Annotated in this window: 26 protein-coding genes and 1 tRNA gene; 9 read left to right on the forward strand and 18 right to left on the reverse strand. The window is 35.5% G+C overall.

What is annotated here, in order from left to right; translation table 11 throughout:
• Positions 1-50 precede the first annotated feature (50 nt).
• Both M663_RS15075 and M663_RS0102065 read right to left on the reverse strand, forming a co-directional pair.
• Positions 51-209, reverse strand: coding sequence for a hypothetical protein (locus tag M663_RS15075; RefSeq protein WP_273702592.1), 159 nt, complete (start codon positions 207-209; stop codon positions 51-53).
• 86 nt (positions 210-295) lie between these two features.
• Positions 296-2782 carry an O-antigen ligase family protein gene (locus M663_RS0102065; RefSeq protein WP_029687788.1) on the reverse strand — a complete coding sequence of 829 codons (2487 nt, stop codon included), beginning with the start codon at positions 2780-2782 and terminating at the stop codon, positions 296-298.
• A gap of 197 nt (positions 2783-2979) precedes the next feature.
• On the opposite strand from M663_RS0102065, the gene M663_RS0102070 reads away from it, so the two are divergent.
• The 5 genes from M663_RS0102070 (at position 2980) to M663_RS0102090 (ending at position 8223) form a co-directional block, all read left to right on the forward strand.
• Positions 2980-3990: an ABC transporter substrate-binding protein gene (locus tag M663_RS0102070; protein WP_029687789.1), complete on the forward strand. Its 1011-nt coding sequence runs from the start codon at positions 2980-2982 to the stop codon at positions 3988-3990.
• 84 nt (positions 3991-4074) lie between these two features.
• The gene (locus M663_RS0102075) at positions 4075-4821 is read left to right on the forward strand and encodes an ABC transporter ATP-binding protein (protein WP_004397377.1); all 747 of its coding nucleotides are present in this window, start codon (positions 4075-4077) and stop codon (positions 4819-4821) included.
• Entirely contained in the window at positions 4814-5626 is an 813-nt protein-coding gene (locus tag M663_RS0102080) for an ABC transporter permease (protein WP_029687790.1), read from the forward strand. Before M663_RS0102075 ends, M663_RS0102080 begins: the two co-directional genes overlap by 8 nt.
• 71 nt (positions 5627-5697) lie before the next feature.
• Positions 5698-7329 (forward strand): NAD+ synthase, encoded by a 1632-nt coding sequence (locus tag M663_RS0102085; RefSeq protein WP_029687791.1) that lies wholly within the window; start codon positions 5698-5700, stop codon positions 7327-7329.
• Between the two features lie 30 nt (positions 7330-7359).
• The gene (locus M663_RS0102090) at positions 7360-8223 is read left to right on the forward strand and encodes a DMT family transporter (protein WP_029687792.1); all 864 of its coding nucleotides are present in this window, start codon (positions 7360-7362) and stop codon (positions 8221-8223) included.
• 49 nt (positions 8224-8272) lie between these two features.
• Here the strand turns inward: M663_RS0102090 and M663_RS0102095 are convergent, their stop codons facing one another.
• The 16 genes from M663_RS0102095 to M663_RS0102170 form a co-directional block, all read right to left on the reverse strand.
• A complete protein-coding gene (locus M663_RS0102095; protein ID WP_004397392.1) occupies positions 8273-8686 on the reverse strand; it encodes a F0F1 ATP synthase subunit epsilon in 414 nt (137 codons plus the stop codon).
• A 10-nt stretch (positions 8687-8696) separates the two neighbouring features.
• The gene (gene atpD, locus M663_RS0102100) at positions 8697-10082 is read right to left on the reverse strand and encodes a F0F1 ATP synthase subunit beta (RefSeq protein ID WP_003870594.1); all 1386 of its coding nucleotides are present in this window, start codon (positions 10080-10082) and stop codon (positions 8697-8699) included.
• Positions 10083-10096: 14 nt separating this feature from the next.
• A complete protein-coding gene (atpG, locus tag M663_RS0102105) occupies positions 10097-10981 on the reverse strand; it encodes an ATP synthase F1 subunit gamma (RefSeq protein WP_029687794.1) in 885 nt (294 codons plus the stop codon).
• A complete protein-coding gene (atpA, locus tag M663_RS0102110; RefSeq protein ID WP_029687795.1) occupies positions 10981-12501 on the reverse strand; it encodes a F0F1 ATP synthase subunit alpha in 1521 nt (506 codons plus the stop codon). Before atpA ends, atpG begins: the two co-directional genes overlap by 1 nt.
• Before the next feature lie 25 nt (positions 12502-12526).
• Entirely contained in the window at positions 12527-13060 is a 534-nt protein-coding gene (gene atpH / locus M663_RS0102115) for an ATP synthase F1 subunit delta (RefSeq protein WP_029687796.1), read from the reverse strand.
• Positions 13048-13557, reverse strand: a complete 510-nt coding sequence (gene atpF / locus M663_RS0102120) for a F0F1 ATP synthase subunit B (protein ID WP_003870590.1) — start codon at positions 13555-13557, stop codon at positions 13048-13050. The genes atpH and atpF overlap by 13 nt, the downstream gene beginning before the upstream one ends.
• Positions 13558-13576: 19 nt before the next feature.
• A complete protein-coding gene (gene atpE, locus M663_RS0102125) occupies positions 13577-13798 on the reverse strand; it encodes an ATP synthase F0 subunit C (RefSeq protein ID WP_003870589.1) in 222 nt (73 codons plus the stop codon).
• A 69-nt stretch (positions 13799-13867) separates the two neighbouring features.
• A complete protein-coding gene (locus M663_RS0102130) occupies positions 13868-14521 on the reverse strand; it encodes a F0F1 ATP synthase subunit A (RefSeq protein WP_004397403.1) in 654 nt (217 codons plus the stop codon).
• Between the two features lie 113 nt (positions 14522-14634).
• Positions 14635-14997: a DUF2294 domain-containing protein gene (locus tag M663_RS0102135; RefSeq protein WP_029687797.1), complete on the reverse strand. Its 363-nt coding sequence runs from the start codon at positions 14995-14997 to the stop codon at positions 14635-14637.
• Positions 14998-15168: 171 nt separating this feature from the next.
• Positions 15169-15753: a ribosome biogenesis GTP-binding protein YihA/YsxC gene (gene yihA, locus M663_RS0102140; RefSeq protein WP_003870586.1), complete on the reverse strand. Its 585-nt coding sequence runs from the start codon at positions 15751-15753 to the stop codon at positions 15169-15171.
• Entirely contained in the window at positions 15743-18079 is a 2337-nt protein-coding gene (gene lon / locus M663_RS0102145) for an endopeptidase La (RefSeq protein WP_029687798.1), read from the reverse strand. The genes yihA and lon overlap by 11 nt, the downstream gene beginning before the upstream one ends.
• Positions 18080-18179: 100 nt before the next feature.
• A complete protein-coding gene (gene clpX, locus M663_RS0102150; RefSeq protein ID WP_003868371.1) occupies positions 18180-19454 on the reverse strand; it encodes an ATP-dependent Clp protease ATP-binding subunit ClpX in 1275 nt (424 codons plus the stop codon).
• Positions 19455-19475: 21 nt separating this feature from the next.
• On the reverse strand, positions 19476-20063 hold the full coding sequence (gene clpP / locus M663_RS0102155; protein ID WP_003868372.1) for an ATP-dependent Clp endopeptidase proteolytic subunit ClpP: 588 nt from the start codon (positions 20061-20063) through the stop codon (positions 19476-19478).
• 5 nt (positions 20064-20068) lie between these two features.
• A complete protein-coding gene (tig, locus tag M663_RS0102160; protein ID WP_029687799.1) occupies positions 20069-21367 on the reverse strand; it encodes a trigger factor in 1299 nt (432 codons plus the stop codon).
• A gap of 173 nt (positions 21368-21540) precedes the next feature.
• A tRNA-Leu gene (locus tag M663_RS0102165) sits at positions 21541-21625 on the reverse strand.
• A 104-nt stretch (positions 21626-21729) separates the two neighbouring features.
• Complete coding sequence (locus M663_RS0102170) at positions 21730-21978, reverse strand: hypothetical protein (protein WP_003868374.1); 249 nt, start codon at positions 21976-21978, stop codon at positions 21730-21732.
• A 590-nt stretch (positions 21979-22568) separates the two neighbouring features.
• On the opposite strand from M663_RS0102170, the gene M663_RS0102175 reads away from it, so the two are divergent.
• The 4 genes from M663_RS0102175 (at position 22569) to M663_RS0102190 (ending at position 26411) form a co-directional block, all read left to right on the forward strand.
• The gene (locus M663_RS0102175; RefSeq protein ID WP_029687800.1) at positions 22569-23738 is read left to right on the forward strand and encodes an ABC transporter substrate-binding protein; all 1170 of its coding nucleotides are present in this window, start codon (positions 22569-22571) and stop codon (positions 23736-23738) included.
• Between the two features lie 67 nt (positions 23739-23805).
• Positions 23806-24690 (forward strand): branched-chain amino acid ABC transporter permease, encoded by an 885-nt coding sequence (locus M663_RS0102180; RefSeq protein WP_029687801.1) that lies wholly within the window; start codon positions 23806-23808, stop codon positions 24688-24690.
• Between the two features lie 10 nt (positions 24691-24700).
• Positions 24701-25669 carry a branched-chain amino acid ABC transporter permease gene (locus M663_RS0102185; RefSeq protein ID WP_029687802.1) on the forward strand — a complete coding sequence of 323 codons (969 nt, stop codon included), beginning with the start codon at positions 24701-24703 and terminating at the stop codon, positions 25667-25669.
• Positions 25644-26411 carry an ABC transporter ATP-binding protein gene (locus M663_RS0102190; RefSeq protein ID WP_029687803.1) on the forward strand — a complete coding sequence of 256 codons (768 nt, stop codon included), beginning with the start codon at positions 25644-25646 and terminating at the stop codon, positions 26409-26411. Before M663_RS0102185 ends, M663_RS0102190 begins: the two co-directional genes overlap by 26 nt.
• Position 26412 lies beyond the last annotated feature (1 nt).

Below are 26412 nucleotides of genomic sequence, written 5' to 3' on the forward strand. Positions count from 1 at the left end.
AGCTTTACTTCCTGTGATTTTTGGTTTAATTCGGTAATCTTTTTATCATTCTAATCTAGTGTTTTTTTCTTTAACTTCATCTTTATTTTTGTAATAGCTTCATCAAATCTTTCTTCAAATCCATCCAATCTTTTTTCAAAGTTGTCAAACCTTTTTTCAAAACTATTAAATTTGTCAACAATAAAATTCACAAAATCTTCATTTGTCATTTCATGGCCCCCATATAAAAACCTTTTACTAGCTTCATCATACCATTCCTTTTATGGTAAATCAAGATAAAAAAAGAGATACACTTTTAATGTATCTCTTGAAGCGTCTTTTGGGATTCTTCTATTATCTGTTTGGTCATTTCAGTCATAGGCTTTGGCTCTAATGATTTGGAATTTGCTTTGTCAAACATTTTTTGTACATCTACCGCTTTTTGCAAAAATTCTTTTGCCTTTTCTTTATCTCCATTGTTTAAATAATACATACCAACTTTGTTATAAGCATCAGCTAATTGCTGGTAATTTTCTGGCCTCAATGGTTGTACTTCCACTGCTTTTAATACATATTTAAGGCCAAGGTCAATTTGTCCATGAGCAAGATAGAAAGCTCCCAGTTGGGCATTAAGTTGAGAATTAAAAGGCTCTAATTGCACGGCTTTTTCTTCCTCAAACATCGCTTTTTGAAGCCTTACAGCATCCTTTAACTGGTCACCAAAGGCGGTGAGAATTTGCCCGTATGTCATTCTGTATTTTGCGTTCCAAGGGTCATAGGATACTGCTTTTTCATAATTTTGTTCCGCCAAAATAAGATTTTGTTGTCTCAAAAAGTTATCCCCTTTTACGGCATAACTTAGCGCTACTGACATAGAGGTAGACATAAACATTACAACAAAGGCTACAACTATCGCTAAATAGTTTAAGTAAATTTTTTTGTTTTTTACTTTAACTTTTAGTATGTCCAGAGAATTTATTATACCAATTAACGCCCAAAGTGCAATAGATACTGCAGAAAGCGACAGGTCAAAATCCATTGCAGCATGAGCGTAAAGACTTACTATTGCTGTTATAATTGCAGCAATTAAAATTCTGTCTTTGTCTTCCATGTATCCTTTATACACTCTATGCATGCTTCTAAAAAGGGATACCAACAAAAATATTATAGCAATAGCTCCAATGATACCCGTATCTAAAAGTACCTGCATGAAATAGTTATGAGTCTGAGTAGTCCAATACAGGTAAGATTGGTATTTGAAATATAGTGATGCCCATGCACCACCACCTGCTCCCAATATAGGATAATCTTTAAAAATTTTTAATCCATCTTTGTAAAACTGCATTCTTTGTGAGCTACTTTGGGTTGACAGGCTTATATCTTGGACACGTGATGCAATATTCTCTGGCAAGTACTTGTATTTTAACATTATGTTTTGTGCTTCATAAGGAGCATTTTTAGGATATATTTGCGCCTTTGTAAAAGTAACTGATGTATTTTGAAATCTATTCACAAATGTTATGGCAAGCCTTTTTGTGTCTTTCAAAGTAGAAAATTCTATTGTTTTTTCTCCTATGAAATTGTCTTTATCGTAAAATTCTGTAATTTTAGTGGATTGGTCATTTTCATTTCTGCTGTTTATTATTATGCCGTAAGCCCAATCCTTATTTGAGGGATTTTTGGCTACAACATCGTATTTTAATACATAAACTCTGTCAGGTTCTGCACTCACAAATCTCGTTATGCTTTTTATGCTGTCAGGCTCCTCTACATCATGTTTTAAAGTCAAAGGAACTTGTGTCGTAAAAACTATGTATCCTGCTGCTAACACAAAGATTCCAATTGCAGCAGCAATAGCTATTCCCACTTTCACATTTATTTTATTGACAACACTTACAAAAAAGCTTATTGCGTATGTAACAATTAGTGAAGCAAAAACCCCAATCAAATACCATTTGATTAAATTGAGAGCTACACCGCTGGCAACTGCTGAATTAAATTTTACTATAGGCAGTGCTGAAGCAATTAAAACCCCTACAAAATACATAAAAGGTTCTATTCTTTTGCCTCTTGGCATCAAAAACATGAGGATAATGCCAAGGAAAGGAAGCATAAGCCATGCTCCGCGAGATAAGGTAAATACATAGGCGTAAAACTGTGTATAAGCGGTTACGCCGTATATTGCCTTTAAATATTTATTATCAGTATAAGAAATTAAAGCTAAATTGACAAGGAAAAAAGCCATCAAAAATGAAGCTGTTGTATTAGGGTACTGAAAAGTAGAGTTTATCCTGCCTCCTACCCATGAACCGTTGTAATGGATGAGATTAACTGAAGATCCCAGCCCCACAACCGCTACTACAAAAGAGCTTAAAACTAGCACATTTAACAGCATAAAAATTTTTTTGTTATCTTTTACGGTTCTACTAACCATAAAATACATGAACAAATAATCAAAATATCTCAAAACTTCCCCTATGCTCGCCCTTATATTTACAGCAAAAAAACTAGAGATTATATACGCCACTACAAGAGATAAAGCAGCATAGTCTAAGGTAGTACTTATTATGGGTTCTTTTTGCACAATTTTAAAAATAGCCCATATAATAAATACCGCAGAAGTCAATGCAATCGTGGGAAACATTTCTTTTTCAAAGTACATGCCTCTAAAAAAAGGTGGATAAAATACGAGAACTAAAAGCAATATATAAAATATTGTGTCTAAGCTTGCAAAACTTCTGTAGGTTTTTTTCGTTTGTTTTTTTAATGTCTTGCCCTTTTTTACAGCTACTTTTTGTGCCATTTTCAATCCCCTTTTCTTGTAGCATTTTAATCCATTAAGACCACAGTATATACATATTCGACAAAAATTTCACTTTTCCTTCTTTTTATCAAACTATCAATTACAAATTTAAAATCGCAAAAAGGCACAATTTGCCTCAATCACACATTTTAATTGCAAGAATATAATAAAGTGAAAATAGAAAAAGGAGGATGGGTATGAGGCTTAAGTACTTAATTGTATTCCTGTTAGTATTAGCCCTTACAGTTTCTTTATTTGCAGGGTGTATAAATAAAAGTCAAAAACTTACAAAAATTAATTTTGTAGAAACAGTCCATTCTATTTTTTACGCTCCCTATTACGTAGCTGTAAGCCAAGGCTTTTTCAAAGAACAGGGGCTGGAACTCGTCATTACAACTGCTCAAGGGTCAGATAAAGCTGCAACGGCCGTTTTATCAGGCACAGCAGACATAGGACTTCAAGGGCCTGAAACCACTGTATACGTACTTAAAGAAGGTAGAGATGATTATCTTGTAAACTTTGGGCAGCTCACAAGAAAAGATGGGTCTTTCCTTTTGGGGAAAAAGCCTGAACCGGACTTTAAATGGGAAAATTTAAGAGGCAAAAAGGTAATAGGTGGAAGGCCTGGCGGAATGCCTCAAATGACACTGGAATACATTTTAAAAGAGCACGGCATAAATCCAAAAACAGATTTAACTCTCATCACCAATCTTCAATTTACAGCTGCAGCGGGAGCTTTTATGTCTTCCGATGCTGATTACGTGGCGTTATTCGAACCTACAGCTTCCCTAGTTGAAAAACAAAAAGGTGGATACATTGTAGCATCAGTTGGCGCTTCCAGTCATGAAGTTCCTTATACGACTTTTAATGCAAGAAAAAGCTATATTGAAAAACATCCCGATATAATACAGCGTTTTGTAAATGCAGCGTATAAGGGAATGCTGTGGGTGGAATCTCATTCTCCTAAAGAAGTAGCAGAAGCAATTAAGCCTTTCTTCCCAGATGCTGATATAGACCTTATGGCGACAGCTATTGAAAGATACAAAAATCAAAACACCTGGGGCACTACTCTAAAAATGAAAGTTGAAGACTTTGATTTTTTGCAAAATATACTTTTAGATGCAAGTGTAATAAAAGAAAAGGTGGACTCACATCTTCTAATCAACAACACTTTCGCTGAAAAAGCTGAAAAAATGATCAAAAAGTAGGGTTTTAAATTGTGCTCAATATGTCCCTCCCATATTGAGCACAACTCCCCTTTTATTAACTTCACATAGAAGGGAGTGTCTTTTATGAATAAAATAATGGTCAGCCTCAAAGATGTATCCTTTAATTATCACACCTTAGAGGGTGAAACTGAAGCTTTAAAAAATATTTCTTTTGATGTGTACGAAGGAGAATTTGTAGGGATTATAGGCCCTTCTGGGTGTGGCAAATCTACTCTTCTTTCGATTATTTCCGGTCTTTTAAAGCCTTCTTACGGAAGTGTAGAGGTAAATGGAAAAATAGGCTATATGCTCCAAAAAGACCACCTTTTTGAATGGCGAAATATATGGCAAAATGCGCTACTTGGACTTGAAATACAAAAAAGTCTAACAGAAGAGTCTAAAAAATACGTAGAAGGTTTGCTTGTAAAATACGGCCTCGGCGAGTTTAAAAACCATTATCCTAATCAATTGTCAGGTGGGATGCGACAAAGAGCCGCTCTCATAAGGACATTGGCTTTAAAACCAGACATACTTTTACTAGATGAGGCCTTTTCTGCTTTAGACTACCAAACAAGACTTGCTATATCCGATGAAGTGTATAAAATTCTTAAATATGAGCAAAAAACTGCGGTCATAGTAACTCACGATATCTCAGAGGCAATTTCTATGTGTGACAGAATTGTAGTGCTATCAAATAGGCCTGCCCATGTAAAAAAGATTTATGACATTGTCTTAACCTGTGAAGATCGAACTCCCATAGGCTGCAGAAAAGCTCCTGAGTTTAGAGAATATTTTAATTCTATTTGGAAGGAGTTGGATGTCCATGTATGAAGCAGCAACCCCTTATATTTCAAAGGAGCACAGGGAATTTTTAAAAAAAGTTAAGAGAAAAAATGTATTGATACGAGTCACCCAATTTGCATTATTAATCCTCTTTTTCGCTACATGGGAAATTGTCGCAAGGTATAAAATTGTAGACCCTTTTTTGGTCAGCCAGCCTTCAAGAATGCTGAAAACTATGATGACTTTAAGCCAGAATGGTTCTCTTTTTATGCACATATGGGTTACTTTGAGTGAAACGATAATAGGTTTTACTCTTGGCACAATAATTGGCATGATAATCGCTATACTTTTGTGGTGGTCAGATTTTTTGTCAAAAGTTGCAGAACCTTATTTGGTTGTACTTAATAGCCTCCCTAAAATTGCATTGGGTCCTATATTTATAGTTTGGATGGGAAATGGAGAAGCTCCAATAATTACAATGGCTCTTGCTATTTCATTGATAGTAACTATAATCAGCTTGCAAACGGGTTTTAAAGAAGTAGACGAAGAAAAAATAAAACTTTTAAAGACTTTTGGTGCCACAAAAATGCAAATACTTACAAAATGTATTCTTCCCGCCAGTGTCCCAACGATTATTTCCGCCATAAAAATAAACATCGGACTTTCCTGGGTAGGAGTAATTACAGGAGAATTCTTAGTTTCTAAAGCAGGTTTGGGATATTTGATTGTCTACGGCGGTCAAATTTTTAAGTTGGATTTGGTAATGACAAGTGTCATGATACTCTCAATACTTTCTGCCTTGATGTACATTTTTATAGTGTATCTTGAAAAAAAGCTGATAAGGTGGAGATAGAAAACAGTGTTTTTTGTCTTTTTATGTGCTAAAATATGTATTGTAGTACTATAAATGCGGGGTGAAAACTAATGAAAATTGCATTAGCACAAATAAATCCAGTTGTAGGAGATATAAAAGGAAACTTTAAAAAGATAGTAGAGTTTATAAATACAGCAAAATACCAAAAAGCTGACCTTGTGGTGTTCCCTGAATTGTCTACTGTAGGTTATCCTCCTAAAGACTTTTTGTTTATGCAAGATTTTTTAGAAGCCAATGAAAAATATATAAATGAAATAGTCTTGCCCGCTACTTATCAAATCGGAGTAATACTTGGTACTGTAAGGCAAGACACAGAAGGCAATCTTTACAATTCTGCTTTTTTTATTTATGACGGTAAAATAGTCGAGGTTTTTGATAAGACTTTATTTCCAAACTATGACGTATTTGATGAAAAAAGGTATTTCAAACCAGCACAAATAAGAAAGGTAGCTTCTTTTAAAGGGATAAAATTAGGAGTTAATATATGTGAAGACATATGGAAAGATTATGTTTTTGAGCCAAATGTAGATTATTCTGTTGATGTTTTAGAAGAACAATTTAAGCTAAAACCTGATATTTTTATAAATATTTCAGCATCTCCTTACTACTTGGGTAAGCAAAATATGAGAGTAGAAATGATAGAGAAAAAAATAAAAAAGTACGCAATTCCTTTTGTTTACGTGAATCAAGTTGGTGCAAATGATGAATTGATATTTGACGGTTCTAGCTTTGTAGTAAATGAAGAAGGCAAAAGAGTTGTGCAGCTTAAAGCTTTTGAGGAAGACATTAAAATTGTCGATATGGAAGAGCTTAAAAATTTTAAAGAGTTACCTGAGATAAAAGAGGATATATCATGGGTATACAATGCTCTCGTAGTTGGTGTAAGAGATTATTGTAAAAAATCAGGTTTTAAAAAGGCAGTAGTAGGCTTAAGCGGAGGAATAGATTCTGCAGTAGTTTGTGCCATTGCAGTAGAAGCTTTAGGAAAAGAAAATGTTCTTGCAGTTTCAATGCCTTCAAGATATTCCTCTGAAGGAAGTAAAACTGATGCAAGAATACTGGCTGAAAATTTGGGAGTTGAATTTAGAGTAATCCCAATAGAGCCTGTGTTCAAAAGTTATTTATCCGTTTTCAATGGGGATAACAGCGTTATAGGTGACCTGGCAGAAGAAAACATACAGGCAAGAATAAGAGGTAATTATTTAATGTTTATATCAAATAGGGAAGGGCACATTGTTTTAACTACCGGAAATAAATCAGAATTGGCAATGGGATATTGCACTCTTTACGGAGATATGAGCGGAAGCCTTGCACCAATTGCAGATGTACCTAAGACAATGGTATACGAGCTTGCGAAGTATATAAACAGAGAAAGAGAAATAATTCCAATTTCTATAATTGAAAAAGTTCCTTCTGCAGAATTAAGACCTAATCAAAAAGATGAAGACTCATTGCCTCCTTACAAGATTTTGGATGAAATATTAAAAATGTATATAGAGGAAAACAGGTCAGCAAAAGAAATAATAGAAAAAGGATATGATGAAAGATTGGTAAAAGATGTTATAAATAAAGTCAACAGAGTAGAGTACAAAAGAAAACAAGCAGCACCTGGACTCAAAGTCACCACCAAAGCCTTTGGAACAGGAAGACGTATGCCAATTGTTCACAACTTTAAACTGTGATTTTTAAATAACTTGTGAGGAGGAGATATTTTGTCAAAACAATTAAAAAGCGACATTGTGCTCACCGTAGTAACCATGGTGTGGGGGGCTACATTTATAATAGTCAAAAACGCTATACAGACACTTCCTGTATACAATTTTCTTTTTATACGCTTTTTATTGGCTTTTTCGCTTCTCGCAATAATCTTCTATAAAAAGTTAAAAACCATTGACAAAAAAACATTGGCTGCTGCTTCAGTAATTGGGACAATGCTTTTTTTAGGTTATGCCTTTCAGACAATGGGACTTAAATACACTACAGCATCTAAATCAGGATTTATAACAGGGTTTAGCGTAGTGTTAGTGCCAATTTTAGAAGCAGTGCTTCTTAAAAGAAAGCCTTCAAAGCCTGCAATTTTAGGAATTGTCCTCGCTTTTATAGGACTTATACTGCTCACTACAAATATTGACTTATCTATTAACATAGGTGACTTTTTGACACTTTTGTGTGCCTTTGCTTTTGGAATGCAGATTGTTTTGATAGCAAAATACGCCTCCACCTTGGATACATATTTACTCGCTACTATTCAAATAGGAATAGTTGCACTTTTAAGCGGCATTGTGACTTTTCTATTTGAAAAGCCTTTTATACCTACATCTGTCGATGTCTGGTTAGCCATTATAATAACCGGCTTTTTTGCTACGGCTTTTGCTATTGTTGCCCAAAATACAATGCAAGCGTACACTACTGCTACTCATACAGCTTTGATATTTGCATTAGAACCAGTTTTTGCTGCAATAGCTGCTTTTTTAATTGCAGGTGAAGTGATGTCCTTTAGAGCAATACTAGGCGGAATTTTTATGTTTGCAGGTATAGTGCTTTCCGAACTGCCTGAAAAGGAAGTGAGTAAATAATAAAAAACTTCCTACTGCTTTTAAAAATCATCAGTAGGAAGTTTTATTTTTACATTTTTTGATATTTGCTAGCAATTTGCAATCTCATCAAAGCCCTCTTTAAGGCTGCTTCTGCCAAAAGATGTTCCTGTTTGCTTCTTTTTTGCCTAAGTTTTTCTTCTGCTCTTTCTTTGGCTGCTTGAGCACGAGCTATATCAATTTCTTCGGGCCATTCTACTGCACTGGACAAGATTGTCACACTGTCTCTTTTGACTTCCATAAAGCCGCCGGAAATAAATGCCTCTCTCCACTGTCCGTCTTTTTTTATCTGTAAAGTACCTGTACCTACGGCTGCTGTCATGGGGATGTGGCCTTTTAAAATACCTATTTGACCTGTGGTTATGGTCACTATTATTTCTTCCACATCCCCTTCGTAAAATTTTCTATGAGGAGTTAAAACCTCGAGGTGAAAATTTTTATCCATTCTTTTCACCTCATTTCATTTTTTCAGCTTTCTCGTAGACTTCGTCTATATTTCCTACCATGTAGAAAGCAGCCTCTGGGATATCGTCCATTTCTCCCTCTACAATTTTCTTAAATCCTCTTATCGTCTCTTTCAGCGGCACATATTTGCCAGGTGTTCCAGTAAAAGTTTCTGCTACAAAGAAAGGCTGTGATAAAAACCTCTGTATCTTTCTTGCTCTGTAAACTATGAGTTTATCTTCCTCTGTAAGCTCTTCCATACCCAATATAGCAATTATATCCTGCAGTTCTTTATACCTCTGCAAAATCTCCTGCACTTTTCTCGCAACATAATAGTGTTCTTCTCCTACTATATGAGGTTCCAATATACGTGAAGTAGAATCTAAAGGATCTACTGCAGGATAAATTCCCATTTCTGCAATACTTCTTGACAAAACTGTTGTAGCATCTAAGTGGGTAAAAGTTGTAGCTGGTGCTGGGTCAGTTAAGTCATCAGCAGGTACGTAAACAGCCTGAACTGAGGTAATAGACCCTTTCTTTGTAGAAGTAATCCTTTCTTGTAAAAGGCCTAAGTCTGTAGCCAATGTAGGTTGATATCCAACGGCAGAGGGCATTCTTCCTAAAAGAGCTGAAACTTCTGAACCAGCTTGGACAAACCTGAATATATTGTCTATGAATAAAAGAACGTCTTGGTGCTCTTCATCTCTAAAATATTCTGCCATTGTAAGCCCTGCAAGACCTACTCTCATTCTGGCTCCCGGCGGCTCATTCATTTGTCCAAATACAAAAGCAGTTTTGTCTATAACCCCTGATTCATGCATTTCATGCCACAATTCGTTTCCTTCACGAGACCTTTCACCAACACCGGTGAAAATTGAGTAACCACCATGCTCTATGGCAACGTTGCGTATTAGCTCCATTATTAAGACAGTTTTGCCAACACCTGCACCACCAAAGAGCCCTATTTTACCGCCTTTTGGATAAGGAGTAAGTAAGTCTATTACTTTAATACCCGTCTCCAAAATTTCAGTAGCAGGGCTTTGTTCTTCAAAAGGCGGTGCTTTTCTGTGAATTGACATGTACTTCACATCTTTGACTTCTCCTAACTCATCTATAGGCTGCCCCAATACATTAAACATTCTGCCTAAAGTCCCTTTTCCAACAGGAACCATTATAGGGCTGCCTGTATCTATACATTCCATACCTCTTTTTAAGCCATCTGTTGAAGCCATTGCAACACATCTTACTACATTGTCTCCTATATGCTGAGATACTTCAACAACTAATTCTCTGTCTTCCATAGGTATTTTTATGGCGTTGTTTATAGGAGGAAGTTCCCCTTCAAATCTTATATCAACAACAGGACCAATGACCTGTGTAATATACCCCTTCTTCAATTTATCATCTCCTTTTATACAGATGCCCCTGCGACTATTTCTGATATTTCCTGAGTAATAGAAGCCTGCCTGAGTTTATTATACTCTAAAGTAAGTCTGTTTATCATTTTATCGGCATTTGACGTTGCTCCATCCATTGCAATCATCCTTGCAAAATGCTCTGAAGCAAAAGCTTGAACAAGTATACTGTATATGAGACCTTTGAGATACTCAGGAACAAGCACATCAAAAACTTCTGAAGCAGAAGGCTCGTATATCATGTCACTGTCAATTATTACTTCATTCTTTTCAGCTTCTTCTCCTTCATTGGCTAACGCCATAAAGTTGTCAATGTCTAAAGGTAAAAGTCTTAAAACCCTTACCTTTTGTACAAGTCCTTGCATTTCAGTATAAACAATAGATATTTCATCTGTCAGCCCTCTATTGTAAGCATTTAATATGACATCGCTAATTTCTCCTGCTATGGCTGTAGTTGGATTTTGAGCGGTATATAAAAATTCAATATCTACATTATAACCTTTTTTGATGAAATAACGCCTTCCAACTTCTCCTATTACCATCAAGTTTACTTCTTCTTTTCCAATTAGTTCTTGAGTTGTTTTTATGACATTGTGATTGTAAGCACCGCAAAGGCCTTTGTCTCCTGTTACAACTATTACAGATTTTTTCTTATTCCCCTTGTCATCTTCTTTTCTTTCAAGATAATGAGAAGTAACTTCCCCTGTATGAAGCAATATATCTTTCATTGTAAGCTGAACCTTATGGTAATAAGGTCTTACATTGTCCAACATGACTTTTGCTTTTTGAAACTTTGACGCTGATATTAAATACATAGCTCTCGTAATTTTCCGTGTTTCTTTGACACTTTTAATGCGCAAGGCTATATCTCTTTTTCCCATTAACTATCACCCTTTGCGGCGTACTTTTCTTTGTACTCCAAAATTGCAGCTTTTAATTTTTCTTCTGTTTCGGAACTTAAATCTTTTGTGTCTCTTATCGACTGTTTTATTTCGGGATAATTTATATCCAAAAATTCTAAAAGTCCTTTTACAAAAGGTCTAACTTGTTCTACCTCGATATCAGCAACATATCTATTCATCACAGTATATATAGCTATTACTTGATCTTCTACTGGCATTGGCTGATATTGAGGTTGCTTTGTGATTTCAACAATTCTTTCCCCTTGTCTTAAAACTTCAAGGGTTGCTTTATCTAAGTCAGACCCAAATCGCGCAAAAACTTGCAATTCTCTATATTGAGAAAGTTCCAACCTTAAGCGACCAGCCACTTTTTTCATCGCCTTTATTTGTGCGGCACCGCCAACACGGGATACAGATAGACCCACATTTATAGCTGGTCTTATTCCTGAATAGAAAAGCTCTGACTCAAGGTATATTTGTCCATCTGTGATTGAAATTACATTTGTAGGAATATATGCAGATATATCCCCTGCCAATGTTTCCACAATAGGAAGAGCCGTCAACGAACCTCCCCCGTATTCATCTGCAAGCCTTGCAGAACGTTCAAGAAGTCTTGAATGAAGGTAAAATACATCGCCAGGGTATGCTTCTCTTCCAGGTGGTCTTCTCAAAAGCAAGGATATAGTTCTATAAGCAATAGCATGCTTTGAAAGGTCATCATAAACTACCAGTACATCTTTGCCTTGATACATAAAATGTTCTCCCATAGCGCAACCTGCATACGGAGCAATATACTGAAGTGCAGCTGAATCACTGGCAGTTGATGCGACAACTGTTGTATATTCCATAGCCCCATACTTTTCTAACATGTTTACAATTCCTGCAACAGTTGAAGCCTTTTGTCCTATAGCTACATATATACAATATACTCCTTTGTCTTTTTGATTTATTATAGTATCTATAGCAATAGCAGTTTTACCTGTTTGCCTATCTCCAATTATTAATTCTCTCTGCCCTCTTCCTATAGGGATCATAGAATCTATAGCTAAAATACCTGTCTGTAAAGGTGTATCCACAGATTTCCTTCTTACTATTGGTGGAGCGGGATATTCAATTGGACGTTTTGTTTCGTAGTTTATTGGTCCTTTACCATCAATGGGCTCTCCTAAGGGGTTTACAACTCTTCCTAACATTTCTTTTCCAACAGGCACTTCCATGATTCTGCCTGTTCTTTTTACTATATCCCCTTCTTTAACTTTTTCGGGGTCTCCAAGGACAACAACACCTACGGTATCTTCTTCAAGATTTAAGACCATTCCAACGACTCCACTTTCAAACTCCACCATTTCTCCGTAAATAGCATTGTCAAGGCCATAAATCCTCGCTATTCCATCACCTGATTGGATGACGTGTCCAATTTCCTGAGTTTCAAGGTTAAAATCGAAATTTTTTATTTTTTCTTCTATAACTGAGCTTATTTCTTCAGGTCTTATGCTCATACTCTTTCACCTTCTTAAATTCATTTTACACAGCTTGTTGCATATTTTTTAGAAGTGCAGTAAGTCTTGCTTTGACTGAACCATCGATTATTGTATTCCCAATAATAAGTTTTAAACCGCCTAATATTCTTTTATCTACTATTGGTTCGATATTGATGTGTTTTTCTAACTTTTTCTCTAATTTTTCTTGAAGCTTTTGCAATACTTCTTCTTTTAGTGGATATGCAGAAACGACTTTTACATCTGTAATATTAAAATACTCTTTGTATAGCTTTTTAAACTCCTTTCCAATGTCTTCAATTAGATCTTCTCTATGTTTTGATATTATTATTTTGATAAAATTGATAACTTCTTTATCGGTATCCTTTAAAATCTGCTCCACAAATTCTATTTTCTTTGTTTTATCAATACTTTTATTCTTAAAAATCCGCTTTACTTTATCCACTTGAAGAATTTCAATTGCTTTATTTAACTCCTCATAATACTCTTTCACTTTATTTTGCTGCTTCGCAACATCAAAAAAGGCATAAGCGTATCTCTTCGCAATTATTTGTGCCATGATGCCCCCGCCTCCTCGATAACCTCATTGATGAGGTCTTCGTCAGCAACAGGTAGCTTTTTCTCCAGCACACGGGAAGCGGCATCTATGACTAATTGCGATATCTCTGTCCTTAAATCATGCATAGCTTTGATTTTCTCTAACATTGCCTCTTCTTTTGCCTTTTCTATTATATTTTCTGCCTCTTTATTGGCATTTTCTATAATTTTGTTTGCTTTGTCTTCTGCTGCCTTTTGTGCCTTCTCAATAATAGCTTTTCCTTCATTATCAGCATTTTTTAGTATTTCTTCGTACTTAGCTTTTAAATTATGAGCTTCTTGCCTTTCTCTATTTGCTTCTTCTAAGGAGGATTTAATTTTGTTTTCTCTATTTTCAAGAAATTGTGTAACAGGTTTGAATAGAAGCCATTTCAAAATAAAATAAAGAACTAGTAAATTAATTATTGTAAAGATGAAAGTCGATATATTAAAAATGCCCAATTTTTTCCCTTCTTTCATCAGGAAATTTGTCTCAAACTTATGGCTTTAATATTATTATCAGGAATGCCACCAACAAACCGTAAATAGCTGTTGCCTCTGCAAGCGCGCCTCCCAATAAAAGAAGCTGCATAATCCTTCCACCTGCTTCTGGCTGTCTTGATACAGCTTCAACTGCCTTTCCTGTCGCAAGACCTATACCAATACCTGCACCTATCCCTGTTAATGCAGCAATAGCTGCTCCTATAGCTAATAAATCCATTTAAATCCTCTCCTTTTCTTTTTTATTTTTATTAAAATTTTTTAATCATTTCATTATTTTTATTATACATTATTCTATAGCTTCTTCAATATATAACATGGTCAAAAACACAAATACCAACATCTGTAATAATCCATCAAAAAGGTCAAAATATAAACTAAATACTGCAGGAACTACTATTGGCACAGCCCTTTCAATAAGTTCCATTATCGTAACTGCTGCAAATATGTTGCCAAAAAGTCGGGCTGCCAGCGACAAAGGTCTTGTAAATAAATCCAAAACATTGATAAAAAGGTTTATAGGAGACTTAAAAAAGTGCTTTACGTACCCTTTAAGCCCTCTTGCTCTTATGGAAGCTATAATAACAGTAGTAATCGACATAATGGCAAGGGCTGAAGTTGTACTAATATCTTTAGTAGGAGGTGTTAAGCCAAAAATGCTTATAGTGTTGGCTAAAATCAAAAAAGCTGCTACAGTTCCTAAATAAGGAGCATAATCTCTCCAATGCTCTCCTAAAGCACCTTCCACAAATTTATTAAATCCCTCCACCATAAGCTCTACAACATTTTGTGCACCCTCAGGAACTAATTTCCATCCCTTAGTAACAACAGCAGCACCCAAAATTAGTACAGCCATTATAATCCATTCTACTACTATTGTTTCTGTAATAGGAATACCTCCAAATAGCGGTATGGTAAATACCACTGAAGATCCTATCTCCAATAACCTCACCTCCTCTTCTATACCCCCAACATGTATAATTATATACTTATTACAAAAGATTTTCAATTTAGTATATTTACTGTGTTGCTAAAAGCTAACAATTCATTTGATTTTTACCTGCTTCGCAACTCTTCTTCTAGATTTTTGTCTAACACAAATAGATAGACGTATTCTCCTTTTTGAGGATTCATATCCTTATAGATACCTATAACATTACAACCTGTAAGGCGCATTATCATCTCCTTAAACTTGGGTTTTAATATTTCATCCAATAATTCCCTTAATTGTTTTACCAGCCTTTTACCCTCTTCAGTAGATATAATTTGCATCTCCTCATGGCTCAAAGATTTAATAAGCCTTACAATAATCATATCCTCGCAAATTCGGGTTTTTGCTGCCTCTGCACCTCTTCCAATTGCTTCTTTTGTGAGTTTTATCATTTCTTCGTTTATTTTACTTTCTAATACCCCTTTCATTATTTTCTCCCTCCGCACATATAAACGCAAAAATTTTTATCAATAGTTAATAAAAATTATACCCCTTATAATGTTCTAACACAACAATTTTAATGCTGCTAAATTTTTTATTTCATCAAAAATAATCAAAAATTTAACGATTTTCTCGTGCTTTTTTACAAAATTAAAAATTTATTTTTTTGTCCACTCCTCAAAAATTGATAATACTTGGGATACTCCCATTTTCTTTAAAGAAGAAAAAACTATAATTCTTTCGCTATCAATGTTAAAAGTTTTACAAATGCCTTCTACTGCATTTACTATCTCTGATTTATTGACCTTATCAGCTTTTGTTAATACCACTGTAAAAGGTAACTCTTTATGTCTAAACCAATTTACCATTAAAAAATCGTCTTCTGTAGGAGTTCGACGTATATCTATTAAAAGCAAAGCATGCCGCAGATTCTTAGAAGTATTTAGAAAAGTCTCTATGTTATGTGCCCACTGTTTCTTCATTTCTTTTGAAACTTTTGCATATCCATATCCCGGCAAGTCTACTAAATAAAAGCCATTATTTATCAAATAAAAATTTATGCCCCTAGTTTTTCCAGGTTTAGAACTTGTCTTTGCGAGATTTTTTCTGTTTAATACAGTATTTATCAAAGTGGATTTGCCCACGTTTGACCTTCCTACGATTACTATCTGAGGAAAATTATCTTTAGGATACTGCTCTTCATTAAAGGCAGTACGAACCAGCTCTACAGTTTTAATTTTCATAAATGCCCTCCTTAGACAAGGCATAGTCAAGAACTTCATCAATTTTTTCAACAAACTTGAATTCTAATTTTCGCTTTACACTTTGAGGAATTTCATCTAAATCCCTTTTGTTTTCTTGAGGAAGTATTACTTTTCCTATTCCTGCTCTATGGGCTGCTAAAACTTTTTCCTTTACTCCTCCAATTGGAAGGACTTTGCCCGTCAAAGTTATTTCTCCTGTCATTGCTACATCTTTTCTCACAGGAACTTTTTTAAGAGCAGACACCATTGCTGTCACCATTGTTATGCCAGCAGAAGGTCCATCTTTTGGAATTGCACCTTCAGGAACGTGTATATGTATATCGATATTTTTGTAAAAATCTTTATCTATATTCAGTTTCTCGGCATTTGCCCTTATATAGCTAAACCCAGCTTGGGCAGATTCTTTCATTACGTCACCTAATTGCCCTGTAAGATTGAGTTTGCCACTTCCTGGCATTATGGAGGCTTCTACAGTTAAAATTTCTCCTCCTATCCTTGTCCATGCAAGTCCAAAAACTATCCCTACTTCGTCTTTTTGATTCGCTTTGTCAGGGCGGTAAATAGGCTTGTCTAAATAAGACTGTAAATTTCTTTTTCCCACTTTTACTACTTGTGCATTTTCTTCCACTATCTTCTTTATAGCTTTCCTCACAATTTGAGATAAATTCTTTTCTAAGCCTCTTACTCCTGCTTCACGAGTATATTCCGAAATTATTCCTTTGATAGCAGATTCTTGGATTATTATCTTGTTATCTGGCACCCCATGTTCTTTTAAAATCTTAGGGATTAAATAATCTTTTGCAATATGAAGTTTTTCTTCTTCAGTATATCCAGAAACATATATAACTTCCATTCTATCTAAAAGAGGCGCCGGTATAGTATCTACCGTATTAGCCGTTGTTATAAACAATACCTTTGAAAGGTCAAAAGGCAAATCAAGGTAATGGTCTCTAAAAGTGGAGTTTTGTTCTGGGTCAAGAACTTCAAGCATTGCAGAAGCAGGGTCTCCTCTAAAGTCTGAGCTCATTTTGTCTATTTCATCCAGTAAAAACACAGGATTTTTTGAACCGGCTATTTTTATGGAATTTATAATACCTCCTGGTATAGCTCCGACGTAGGTACGCCTATGTCCCCTTATTTCTGCTTCATCTCTCACTCCACCAAGAGATAATCTGACAAATTTTCTATTCATAGCCCGCGCTATAGACCTGCCTAATGAAGTCTTACCAACACCTGGAGGACCTACAAGGCATAAAATAGGACTTTTAATTTTGTTGTAAAAACTTCTAACTGCTAAAAACTCTATTATCCTCTCTTTTACTTTCTTTAAGCCGTAATGGTCCTCATCCAATATTTTTTGTGCTCTTTTTAAATCTAAAATATCTTCTGTTTCGTAATTCCAAGGTAAATCCAAAATCCAATCCAAATATGTCCTCACTACAGAAGCTTCTGCAGAACCAGGCGCCATTTTAGAAAGGCGCTTTAATTCTTCTTTTGCCTTTTTTCTAACTTCTTCTGGTAAATCTTTTTCATTTAATTTCTTTTCATACTCCTCAATCTCTTGGTCAACTTCATCTGTCTCTCCTAATTCAGCTTTTATAGCTTTTAACTGTTCTCTTAAATAATATTCCTTCTGCAATTTGTCAATTTGGCTTCTCACCTTTGCATTTATTTCTTTTTCAATGTTTAGTATTTCTAATTCTTTCATTAAAAACCCTAAAAGAGTTTCTAACCTTTTATTTGCATCAAAACACTCCAAAAGCTGCTGACTTTGACTCGTATTTAAAGATATATGGGCCGCAATCATGTCTGCGAGTCTTCCAGGCTCTTCTATGCTTATAACACTGTATAAACTATCTATAGGCAGTCTCGAAGTCATATTTACATATTCTTCAAAAGCAGAAATAACACTTCTCATTAAAGCTTCAAGCTCTGGTGTCTTTTCAATTTCTTTTTGCACTTCTTTTTCTATAACTTCTACCTCAAAAAATTCATCATCTCTTGTCACTTGCTGAATTTCAGCACGACTTATCCCTTCTACCAAAACTCTTATAAGTTCTCCTGGCAGTTTTAACATTTGTTTGACTTTTGTAATAGTGCCAACTTTGTAGACGTCGTCAATAGAAGGGTCTTCTATCTCAGCTTCTTTTTGTGTTGTAACAAATATCAACTGATTTTTCATAAAAGCTTCTTCCAAAGCCCTAATTGACTTTTCTCTTCCTATATCAAAATGAAGCACCATGTATGGAAAAATAGTTAATCCTCTTAAAGGAATCATTGGCAATATATACTTTTTTTCTGTCATATCTTCACCCTCTTTTATGCAATATAACCAAGCCCCCTTCCCATTCACTATTTTAGTATGTGAAGGAGAAGGGGGATTGATGTAAAAATTCTCTATTTTTTTACGAAACAGACTCCGTCTTTTTTATTTTCTTTTTGGCTTTTTGAGCATCTGAGTAAACCAATGTTGGCGGAGCCTTCTTTAGTACCGTCTCCTCTGTAATTATACACTTTTCTATGTTGTCACTGGATGGTATTTCGTACATCACATCCAACATAATTTCCTCTAAGATTGCCCTCAGTCCTCTTGCGCCGGTCTTTCTCTCCAAAGCCATATCTGCAATGAGCCCTAAAGCTTTCTTATCAAATTCAAGCTTTACACCATCTAATTCAAACAATTTTTCGTATTGTTTTGTCAGCGCATTTTTGGGCTCTGTCAAAATCCTTACTAAGTCATCCTTACTCAATGGGTCTAATGTAACTACTATTGGCACCCTTCCTATAAACTCGGGTATCATACCGAATTTAAGAAGGTCCTGTGGCATTATATGACTTAAAATTTCGCTTAAGTCTTTTTCTTTTCTGCTCTGTACTTCTGCGCCAAATCCTAAGCTCTTTTTCCCTATTCGGGATTCTATTATTTTTTCTATGCCTTCAAAAGCGCCACCACATATAAACAATATATTAGTTGTGTCAATTTGTATAAACTCTTGATGAGGATGTTTTCTTCCACCTTGTGGCGGCACATTTGCAATGGTCCCTTCTAAAATTTTTAACAAAGCCTGTTGTACGCCTTCTCCTGAGACGTCACGAGTAATAGAGGGATTTTCTGACTTTCTCGCTATTTTATCTATTTCGTCAATGTAAATTATACCTTTTTCAGCTTTTTCTATGTCATAATCTGCTGCTTGTATAAGCTTTAAGAGTATATTCTCTACGTCTTCACCAACATATCCAGCCTCAGTTAGAGAAGTAGCATCAGCTATTGCAAAAGGAACATTTAGAAGTTTTGCCAGTGTCTGAGCCAATAAGGTTTTACCAGAACCTGTGGGACCTAAAAGTAAAATATTGCTCTTTTGAAGTTCTACATCGTCTGGCTTTATCCTGCTGTTAATTCTCTTATAATGATTGTAAACAGCAACAGCTAAAGCTTTTTTAGCTTTTTCCTGCCCAATTACATATTGGTCAAGAAATTCTTTTATTTCCTTTGGCTTAGGAAGTTCTCCAATTCCCATATCAATATCTTCTTCAAATTCTTCATTTATAATTTCTTGACAAAGTTCAATGCATTCATCACAAATATACACACCAGGCCCTGCAACTAGCCTCTTTACCTGGTCCTGTGTCTTTCCGCAAAAGGAACACTTTAGTTGTTTTTGATTATCATATTTGGCCATAATTTCACCTCTTTTGGGGCATCATCTTTTATTCCTGATGAGAACCTCGTCTATAATGCCATACGCTTTTGCATCCTCCGCGTCCATGAAAAAGTCCCTCTCAGTATCTGCCTTTATCTTTTCAATAGGCTGCCCCGTATTTTCTGCAAGTATTTTATCCAACTTATCTCTTAATTTTAAAATCCTTTCTGCATGAATCTTAATGTCAGTAGCTTGACCCTGCATGCCCCCTAAAGGCTGATGTATCATTATTTCGCTATTAGGAAGTGCAAATCTTTTTCCTTTCGCGCCTGCTGCCAGTAAAAATGCAGCCATGGATGCCGCCATTCCGACACATAGAGTCACTACATCTGGTTTTATATACTGCATAGTATCATAAATGGCAAAACCTGCTGTTATTGAACCTCCTGGACTATTTATATAAAGCCAGATGTCTTTATCAGGGTCTTCAGCTTCCAAGAACAAAAGCTGTGCAATAACTAAACTTGCCGTAGTATCATTTATTTCTTCTCCTAAAAAGACAATCCTGTCTTTTAGCAAACGTGAAAATATGTCGTAAGAACGTTCGCCTCTATTTGTCTGCTCTACAACAATAGGTACAAGACTCATAATAATCACTCCTCTTTACTTATTATTTTACACTTACTGAAAATAAAGTCAATCGTCTTATAATAAGCTATATCCTCTTTTATGCTGTTTATCTGGCTTTCAGTAAGACTTTTCTTGAATTCTTCCAAATTTATTCTGTAATTCGCTGCCATCTCTTTTAATTTATTTTCTAATTCTTCCTCTGTAACTTCAATATTTTCCACTTTGGCAATTTTGTCTATGACAAGTTGAGTTTTTACTCTATTTAAAGCTCCATCCCACATCTCTTTTCTTAAATTTTCTAAAGTCTTCCCTGTAATTGATAAATAGCTATTTAAATCTAAACCTTGATATCTCAAATTATAATCTAAATCCCTCAAAGAAATATCTATTTGCCTTTCCACCATAACATCTGGTATATCAACTTTTGCGTTTTCTACAACTTTCATTACTGCTTTCTCTTTCATTTCATTTTCTGCTTCTACCCTATTTTTTTCTTCTAATTTCTTCCTTATATCAGCTTTTAATTCATCTAACGTTTCAAATTCACTTACATCTTTTGCAAATTCATCGTCTAACTCTGGCAGTTCTTTTTTATTTAAAGCCTTAAGAGTGACTTTAAAAACAGCTGATTTGCCTCTTAATTCTTCTACTCTATAATCTTCAGGAAAAGTAATATTTACATCAAAAGTCTCATTTACATTGTGGCCTATTATTTGGTCCTCAAACCCGGGAATAAAAGTATTGCTACCTAATTCTAATTCATAATTTTCCGCCTTGCCGCCTTCAAAAGGCTTGCCATCTATAAAGCCTTCAAAGTCTATTACAGCAATATCTCCACTTTCTGCTGCTCTTCCTTCAATAGGTATAATTCTCGCATTTTGCTGTCTTAATTTTTCTAATTCGTATTCTACATCCCCATCGTACACATCATACTCTATTTTTTCAATTTCTATGCCTTTATATTCACCTAACTCTACCTCAGGCATGACAGGTACAGTTGCTTCTAAAATCAAGTCTTTTCCTTTGCCGATTTGTAAAATATTAATATCTGGGTAATCAACAGGTTCTAAATTAAACGTTTTAAGAGCTTCCTTATACGCCTCATCAAAAACATACTCTACAGCATCTTCGTAAAGGACACCTTCACCATAATATCTTTCTACAATTACTCTCGGAGCCTTTCCTCTTCTAAAGCCGGGTACATTAAATTTTGAAGCATTCTTTTTAAAAGCAAAATTTAAACCCTCTTCAAATTTTTCACTCGGTATTGTAAGTTCAATCGTCGCAACACTTTTCTCTAATTTTTTAAGACTCACACCCATTAAGCAAATCCTCCTATTCTCTTTCTTTCGTATAAAGTCTTCTAAACTTATAATATTATAACATAAAAAAACGGTGAATCAAACTCAAGTTGTTGTAATTTTATGCAAAAAAAATAATGCCTACTGCATTATTTTTCTGTCAAATATATATTTTTCTCCCTTGAAATTTTTATTGGTGCGGGCAAAGGGACTTGAACCCCCACGTCGAAAGACACCAGATCCTAAGTCTGGCGCGTCTGCCAATTCCGCCATGCCCGCATATTAATATGGTGCACCATTAGGAACTCGAACCATAGCCCCGCTGATTAAGAGTTCACGCAAGACCATTTTATCAAAGTTTTTTTAATATGTCAAGAATGCCTCTAAGCAGGATCGCACTTCCCTTTTAATAATTTTAGAAGTACTTCAGGGGCATTTTCTTTTTTAATCATTCTAGCCTCATCTTCACCTCTATGAATAATATTTCTGACTACACTATCTGCTAATTTTGAAATTTTTAGCTCGTCAATTTCTCCATATGCTTCGTACAGTCGTTCATCTTGTATTACAAATGCATGCAAAAATATCCAAGTATACGTTCCGCCGTAGGATTCCAAAAAGTTACGTTTCATTTGTCGTTAATCATGATAATAGCATTGGGGGAATATTAGACCGCTCTCATACTGACATTATCGCAGAATACTTTTAATACGACAATATCACAGAATAATAGCATTTTTCTTTTTGCTTATTGACAATGCAAAGAAAAACAAGTATAATTAAAGTAGCAAGTAAATAGAAAAAAAGGCAAAGGCGCCTTTAAAAAAAGGTGCCTTTGCCTTTTTAATTATTAGCCCTCAAATTTAATTTTCCATCAAACTTTATACCAAAATATTATCTCCTAAAAAACCTTTTTAAAATATGCAGACCATTTTTTATTATACCACAAATTAATTCAAATTTGAAAAAAGGAGCACAAGGAGGTGAAAGTGGTTACTAATAGGACGTACTTAATGTATACTGAATATTTTAAGAAAAATAGAGAAAAATGAGAAAATTGTAGATATGTTTTATAAAATGATTATAATAGCCAGCAGAATTTGCAGCGGATTTGCACCCTTTTAAAAAGGAGAGGGGTGTAGCAGGATAGGTTAGGTGTTTATAACAAAAAATGTAAGAATATTTTAAAAAAACAAAAAATTTTAAAGGAGGATGGTAGGCCGTGCGTAAAAGCTTTGTTAGGGTAGTAGCGGTAGGTTTATTATCGTTTTTACTTTTGTTTACTTCGGCGTGTGGAAATAAGTCTGAGAGTAGCGATGCTATAAAAATTGGAGCAAACTTAGAGCTGTCGGGAAATGTTGCTACATTGGGGCAATCAGGCTTAAATGGAATTATGTTAGCTGTAGATGAAATTAATAATGCTGGTGGAGTTCTTGGGAAAAAGATCAAAATAGTCAAGTATGACAATAAGTCCGATAATACAGAAGCCGCTTCGGTTGCGACCCGGTTAATTACCCAAGATAAAGTAGTTGCTATTATTGGTTCGATGACTTCTGGCAATACCCTCTCTTATGTTAATATTGCCGAAACTAATAAAGTTCCTGTAATCTCGCCATCGGCAACTAACCCTGATGTTACAGTAGATCCTAAAACAGGCAAGGTAAGGGAGTATATTTTCCGGACTTGCTTTATAGATCCTTTCCAGGGAACGGCAATGGCGAAGTTCGTTTTAAATGAATTAAAGCTTAAAAAAGTTGCTGTTTTAAAAGATAATACAGCTCCTTATTCGGTGGGTTTGGCTAAGTTTTTTGTAGAAGCTTTCAAAGCTGGCGGTGGCGAAATTTTAGCTGATGAAAACTACACTACCCAAGATCAGGATTTTCGCTCGGTATTAACCAAGATTAAAAATTTAAAGCCTGAATTTATTTATGTACCTGGTTATTACGAGCAAGTAGGCCAAATTGTAAAGCAAGCACGGGAGCTTGGTATTAATGTTCCTATGGGCGGTGGTGATGGCTGGGATTCGCCAAAGCTTGTTGAAATTGCTGGTGCTACTGCGCTCAATAACACCTATATTACTAATCACTATTCGTCTTTAATGCCTGATCCCAAAGTTCAGGACTTTGTTAAAAAGTATAAGGAAAAGTACGGCAGCGAACCGGATGCAATGGCTGCAGTAGGTTATGATACAGTACTTGTTTTAGCTGATGCCATTAAACGGGCCGGTGAAGCTACACCTGAAAAGATCAAAGAAGCTTTAAAGACCACCAAAGATGTAGAAGGAGTTACTGCAAAGATTTCTTTGGATAAAAATCATAATGCTGTTAAAGGCTTAGTGATTTTGGAATACAAAGACGGTAAGCAAACCTATAAGGCTTACGTAAATCCTTAAAAGATTAAAGGGGAGGAATATTCCTCCCCTAAAGAAAATGAATTTAATTAAGGTAGGGGTGGATAAGATGACTGAATTTATACAGCAGTTAATAAATGGAATATCAGTAGGAAGTATTTACGCTTTAATTGCTTTAGGATACACTATGGTTTATGGTATTATAAAACTCATTAATTTTGCCCATGGTGATGTTTATATGCTTGGTGCCTTCGCAGGACTATATGCCACCTTGGTTTTAAAAATGTCTTTTGTTCCAGCGTTAATTTTTTCCATGGTTGTGTGTGCTATTTTAGGCATTATTATTGAAAGATTGGCATATCGTCCTTTAAGAAACTCGCCTAAAATTGTAATTTTAATTACTGCAATAGGTGTTTCCCTTCTTTTAGAATATACCACGATGTTTTTCCTGGGTCCGCAACCTCGAGCATTTCCGGAGGTTTTTAAACAGGCTTCGTATACATTGCTTGGCGGAAAGGTTACCATATCAAATCAGGAAATTTTAATTATTGTGGTCACGATTATCTTAATGCTTTTACTACAGTATATAGTTCATAATACGAAAATTGGAAAAGCAATGCGGGCAGTTTCTTATGACATGCAAGCTGCTCGTTTAATGGGAATAAATGTGGATACGACAATATCCATCACCTTTGCTCTTGGTTCAGCTTTAGCTGCAGCGGCAGGAGTGCTGGTAGGGATATATTACAATAAAGTATTTCCTTTAATGGGAATTATGTTTGGTTTAAAAGCCTTTGTTTCAGCGGTTTTAGGAGGAATAGGAATTATACCTGGAGCAATGACCGGAGGCTTTATTTTAGGGATTACCGAGTCCTTAGTAAGTGGGTACGGTAGTTCTTTATATAGGGATCCCGTAGCTTTTGTGATTTTGATTATTATCTTATTAGTTAAACCTTCTGGCTTATTTGGGAAAAACGTTCGGGAGAAAGTGTAGGTGAAAGGGAATGCTAAAAAATTGGTTTACAAAGGAAAATCTTGCAGTAACATTGTTGTTAATAGCGCTTATGGTAGGAGTTCAGGTTTTGTATTCAGCAGAAATCATTAGTCCTTTTGTGATGTTAAACTTAATTATTATCGCAATCAATATTATTCTTGCCGTAAGTTTAAATTTAGTGGTTGGTTTTACGGGACAATTCTCTATTGGCCATGCGGGATTTATGGCATTAGGTGCTTATGCGTCAGCTATTATGACTTTAAATTTTAATACCCCTTTTATTGTATCCTTGTTAGTTGGAGCAATAGTGGCAGGTATTGGTGGCATTATAATTGGCATACCTACCTTACGCTTAAAAGGCGATTACTTAGCTATTGCTACTTTAGGACTGGCTGAAATAATCCGGGGGGTAATCACAAATATTGATTATTTAGGTGGAGCTTACGGTTTAATGGGAATAACCCAGAGGACTAATTGGCTGTGGGCTTTTAGCTGCATGCTGGTTACAATTTTAGTTATCAAAAACTTTGTTCAATCCAGCCATGGTAGAGCGTGTATTTCAGTTCGAGAAAATGAAATTGCGGCGGAAGCAATGGGAATAAATACTACAAAATATAAAGTTATAGCTTTCACTATGGGTTCATTTTTTGCTGGAATTGGCGGGGCACTCCTTGCTCATTATATTACCTTTATTGAACCAAATGCTTTTAACTTTTTAAAATCTTTTGATATACTTGTGATAGTAGTTTTAGGAGGTCAGGGGAGCCTCACCGGTTCAGTAGTAGCGGCAGTTGTATTGACGTTAATTTCTACATTTTTACAGAGTTTAGCAGAACTGCGGCTTATAATTTATGCCATAATCTTAATCTTGGTAATGTTATTTAGACCCCAGGGACTTCTTGGAACCCATGAGTTATCCTTTAAACTTTTGCAGAGAAAGAGAGGGGTAAGTCATGGCAGCCATTCTGCAGACGCATAGCCTGGGGATTAGCTTTGGAGGATTAAAAGCAGTTCAGGATTTAAATCTTACCTTAAATGAAGAAGATTTAGTTGGGTTAATCGGACCAAACGGTGCAGGTAAAACAACGGTTTTTAACCTTTTAACGGGAATTTACCTTCCAACCACTGGTGATATAATTTTTAAAGGCGAAAGCATAGTAGGGTTAAAGCCTTACCAAATTGCTGCTAAAGGCATAACCCGTACTTTCCAAAACATTCGTTTGTTTGGCGAACTTTCGGTTTTAGAGAATGTTTTAATTGCCAGACACTTGCATGTTCCATATAATATGATGCATGCTATATTCCGTCTTGGGAGGTTTTACCGAGGAGAAAAAGAAATGCGGGATGAAGCTTATGAGTTATTAAAAATCATGAACTTAGCTCATAAGGCGGAAGAAAAGGCCAAAAACTTACCTTACGGAGAACAGCGCCGATTAGAAATTGCCCGGGCGCTGGCTACTCACCCTTCCCTATTACTTTTAGACGAACCAGCAGCAGGCATGAACCCTCGAGAAACGACGGAGTTAATGGAATTAATTGGTTTTATCCGGAGTAAGTTTAACGTGACTATTTTGCTCATTGAGCACGATATGCATTTAGTAATGAACATTTGCGAGCAGATTTACGTTTTGGACTATGGAGTTAATATTGCTCACGGGACGCCTGAAGAAATTAAAAACAACCCTCGGGTTATTGAAGCATATTTAGGAGAGGGGGCGTAAC

The sequence above is a fragment of the Thermoanaerobacter sp. A7A genome, from assembly GCF_000445185.1.
Classification (GTDB): Bacteria; Bacillota; Thermoanaerobacteria; order Thermoanaerobacterales; family Thermoanaerobacteraceae; genus Thermoanaerobacter.

What these genes read in the sequence shown, in the direction of transcription:
- M663_RS0102135 (WP_029687797.1), bottom strand. Translation starts at nt 14,997, where the DNA reads ATGAAAGGGGTATTAGAAAGTAAAATAAACGAAGAAATGATAAAACTC.
- atpE (WP_003870589.1), bottom strand. Translation starts at nt 13,798, where the DNA reads ATGGATTTATTAGCTATAGGAGCAGCTATTGCTGCATTAACAGGGATA.
- M663_RS0102185 (WP_029687802.1), top strand. Translation starts at nt 24,701, where the DNA reads ATGCTAAAAAATTGGTTTACAAAGGAAAATCTTGCAGTAACATTGTTG.
- clpX (WP_003868371.1), bottom strand. Translation starts at nt 19,454, where the DNA reads ATGGCCAAATATGATAATCAAAAACAACTAAAGTGTTCCTTTTGCGGA.
- atpA (WP_029687795.1), bottom strand. Translation starts at nt 12,501, where the DNA reads ATGAGCATAAGACCTGAAGAAATAAGCTCAGTTATAGAAGAAAAAATA.
- M663_RS0102170 (WP_003868374.1), bottom strand. Translation starts at nt 21,978, where the DNA reads ATGAAACGTAACTTTTTGGAATCCTACGGCGGAACGTATACTTGGATA.
- M663_RS0102075 (WP_004397377.1), top strand. Translation starts at nt 4,075, where the DNA reads ATGAATAAAATAATGGTCAGCCTCAAAGATGTATCCTTTAATTATCAC.
- M663_RS0102095 (WP_004397392.1), bottom strand. Translation starts at nt 8,686, where the DNA reads ATGGATAAAAATTTTCACCTCGAGGTTTTAACTCCTCATAGAAAATTT.
- lon (WP_029687798.1), bottom strand. Translation starts at nt 18,079, where the DNA reads ATGACAGAAAAAAAGTATATATTGCCAATGATTCCTTTAAGAGGATTA.
- M663_RS0102070 (WP_029687789.1), top strand. Translation starts at nt 2,980, where the DNA reads ATGAGGCTTAAGTACTTAATTGTATTCCTGTTAGTATTAGCCCTTACA.
- M663_RS0102190 (WP_029687803.1), top strand. Translation starts at nt 25,644, where the DNA reads ATGGCAGCCATTCTGCAGACGCATAGCCTGGGGATTAGCTTTGGAGGA.
- atpF (WP_003870590.1), bottom strand. Translation starts at nt 13,557, where the DNA reads ATGAAAGAAGGGAAAAAATTGGGCATTTTTAATATATCGACTTTCATC.
- clpP (WP_003868372.1), bottom strand. Translation starts at nt 20,063, where the DNA reads ATGAGTCTTGTACCTATTGTTGTAGAGCAGACAAATAGAGGCGAACGT.
- M663_RS0102085 (WP_029687791.1), top strand. Translation starts at nt 5,698, where the DNA reads ATGAAAATTGCATTAGCACAAATAAATCCAGTTGTAGGAGATATAAAA.
- M663_RS0102080 (WP_029687790.1), top strand. Translation starts at nt 4,814, where the DNA reads ATGTATGAAGCAGCAACCCCTTATATTTCAAAGGAGCACAGGGAATTT.
- M663_RS0102180 (WP_029687801.1), top strand. Translation starts at nt 23,806, where the DNA reads ATGACTGAATTTATACAGCAGTTAATAAATGGAATATCAGTAGGAAGT.
- M663_RS15075 (WP_273702592.1), bottom strand. Translation starts at nt 209, where the DNA reads ATGACAAATGAAGATTTTGTGAATTTTATTGTTGACAAATTTAATAGT.
- M663_RS0102065 (WP_029687788.1), bottom strand. Translation starts at nt 2,782, where the DNA reads ATGGCACAAAAAGTAGCTGTAAAAAAGGGCAAGACATTAAAAAAACAA.
- atpH (WP_029687796.1), bottom strand. Translation starts at nt 13,060, where the DNA reads ATGGCACAAATAATTGCGAAGAGATACGCTTATGCCTTTTTTGATGTT.
- atpG (WP_029687794.1), bottom strand. Translation starts at nt 10,981, where the DNA reads ATGGGAAAAAGAGATATAGCCTTGCGCATTAAAAGTGTCAAAGAAACA.
- yihA (WP_003870586.1), bottom strand. Translation starts at nt 15,753, where the DNA reads ATGAAAATTAAAACTGTAGAGCTGGTTCGTACTGCCTTTAATGAAGAG.
- tig (WP_029687799.1), bottom strand. Translation starts at nt 21,367, where the DNA reads ATGGGTGTGAGTCTTAAAAAATTAGAGAAAAGTGTTGCGACGATTGAA.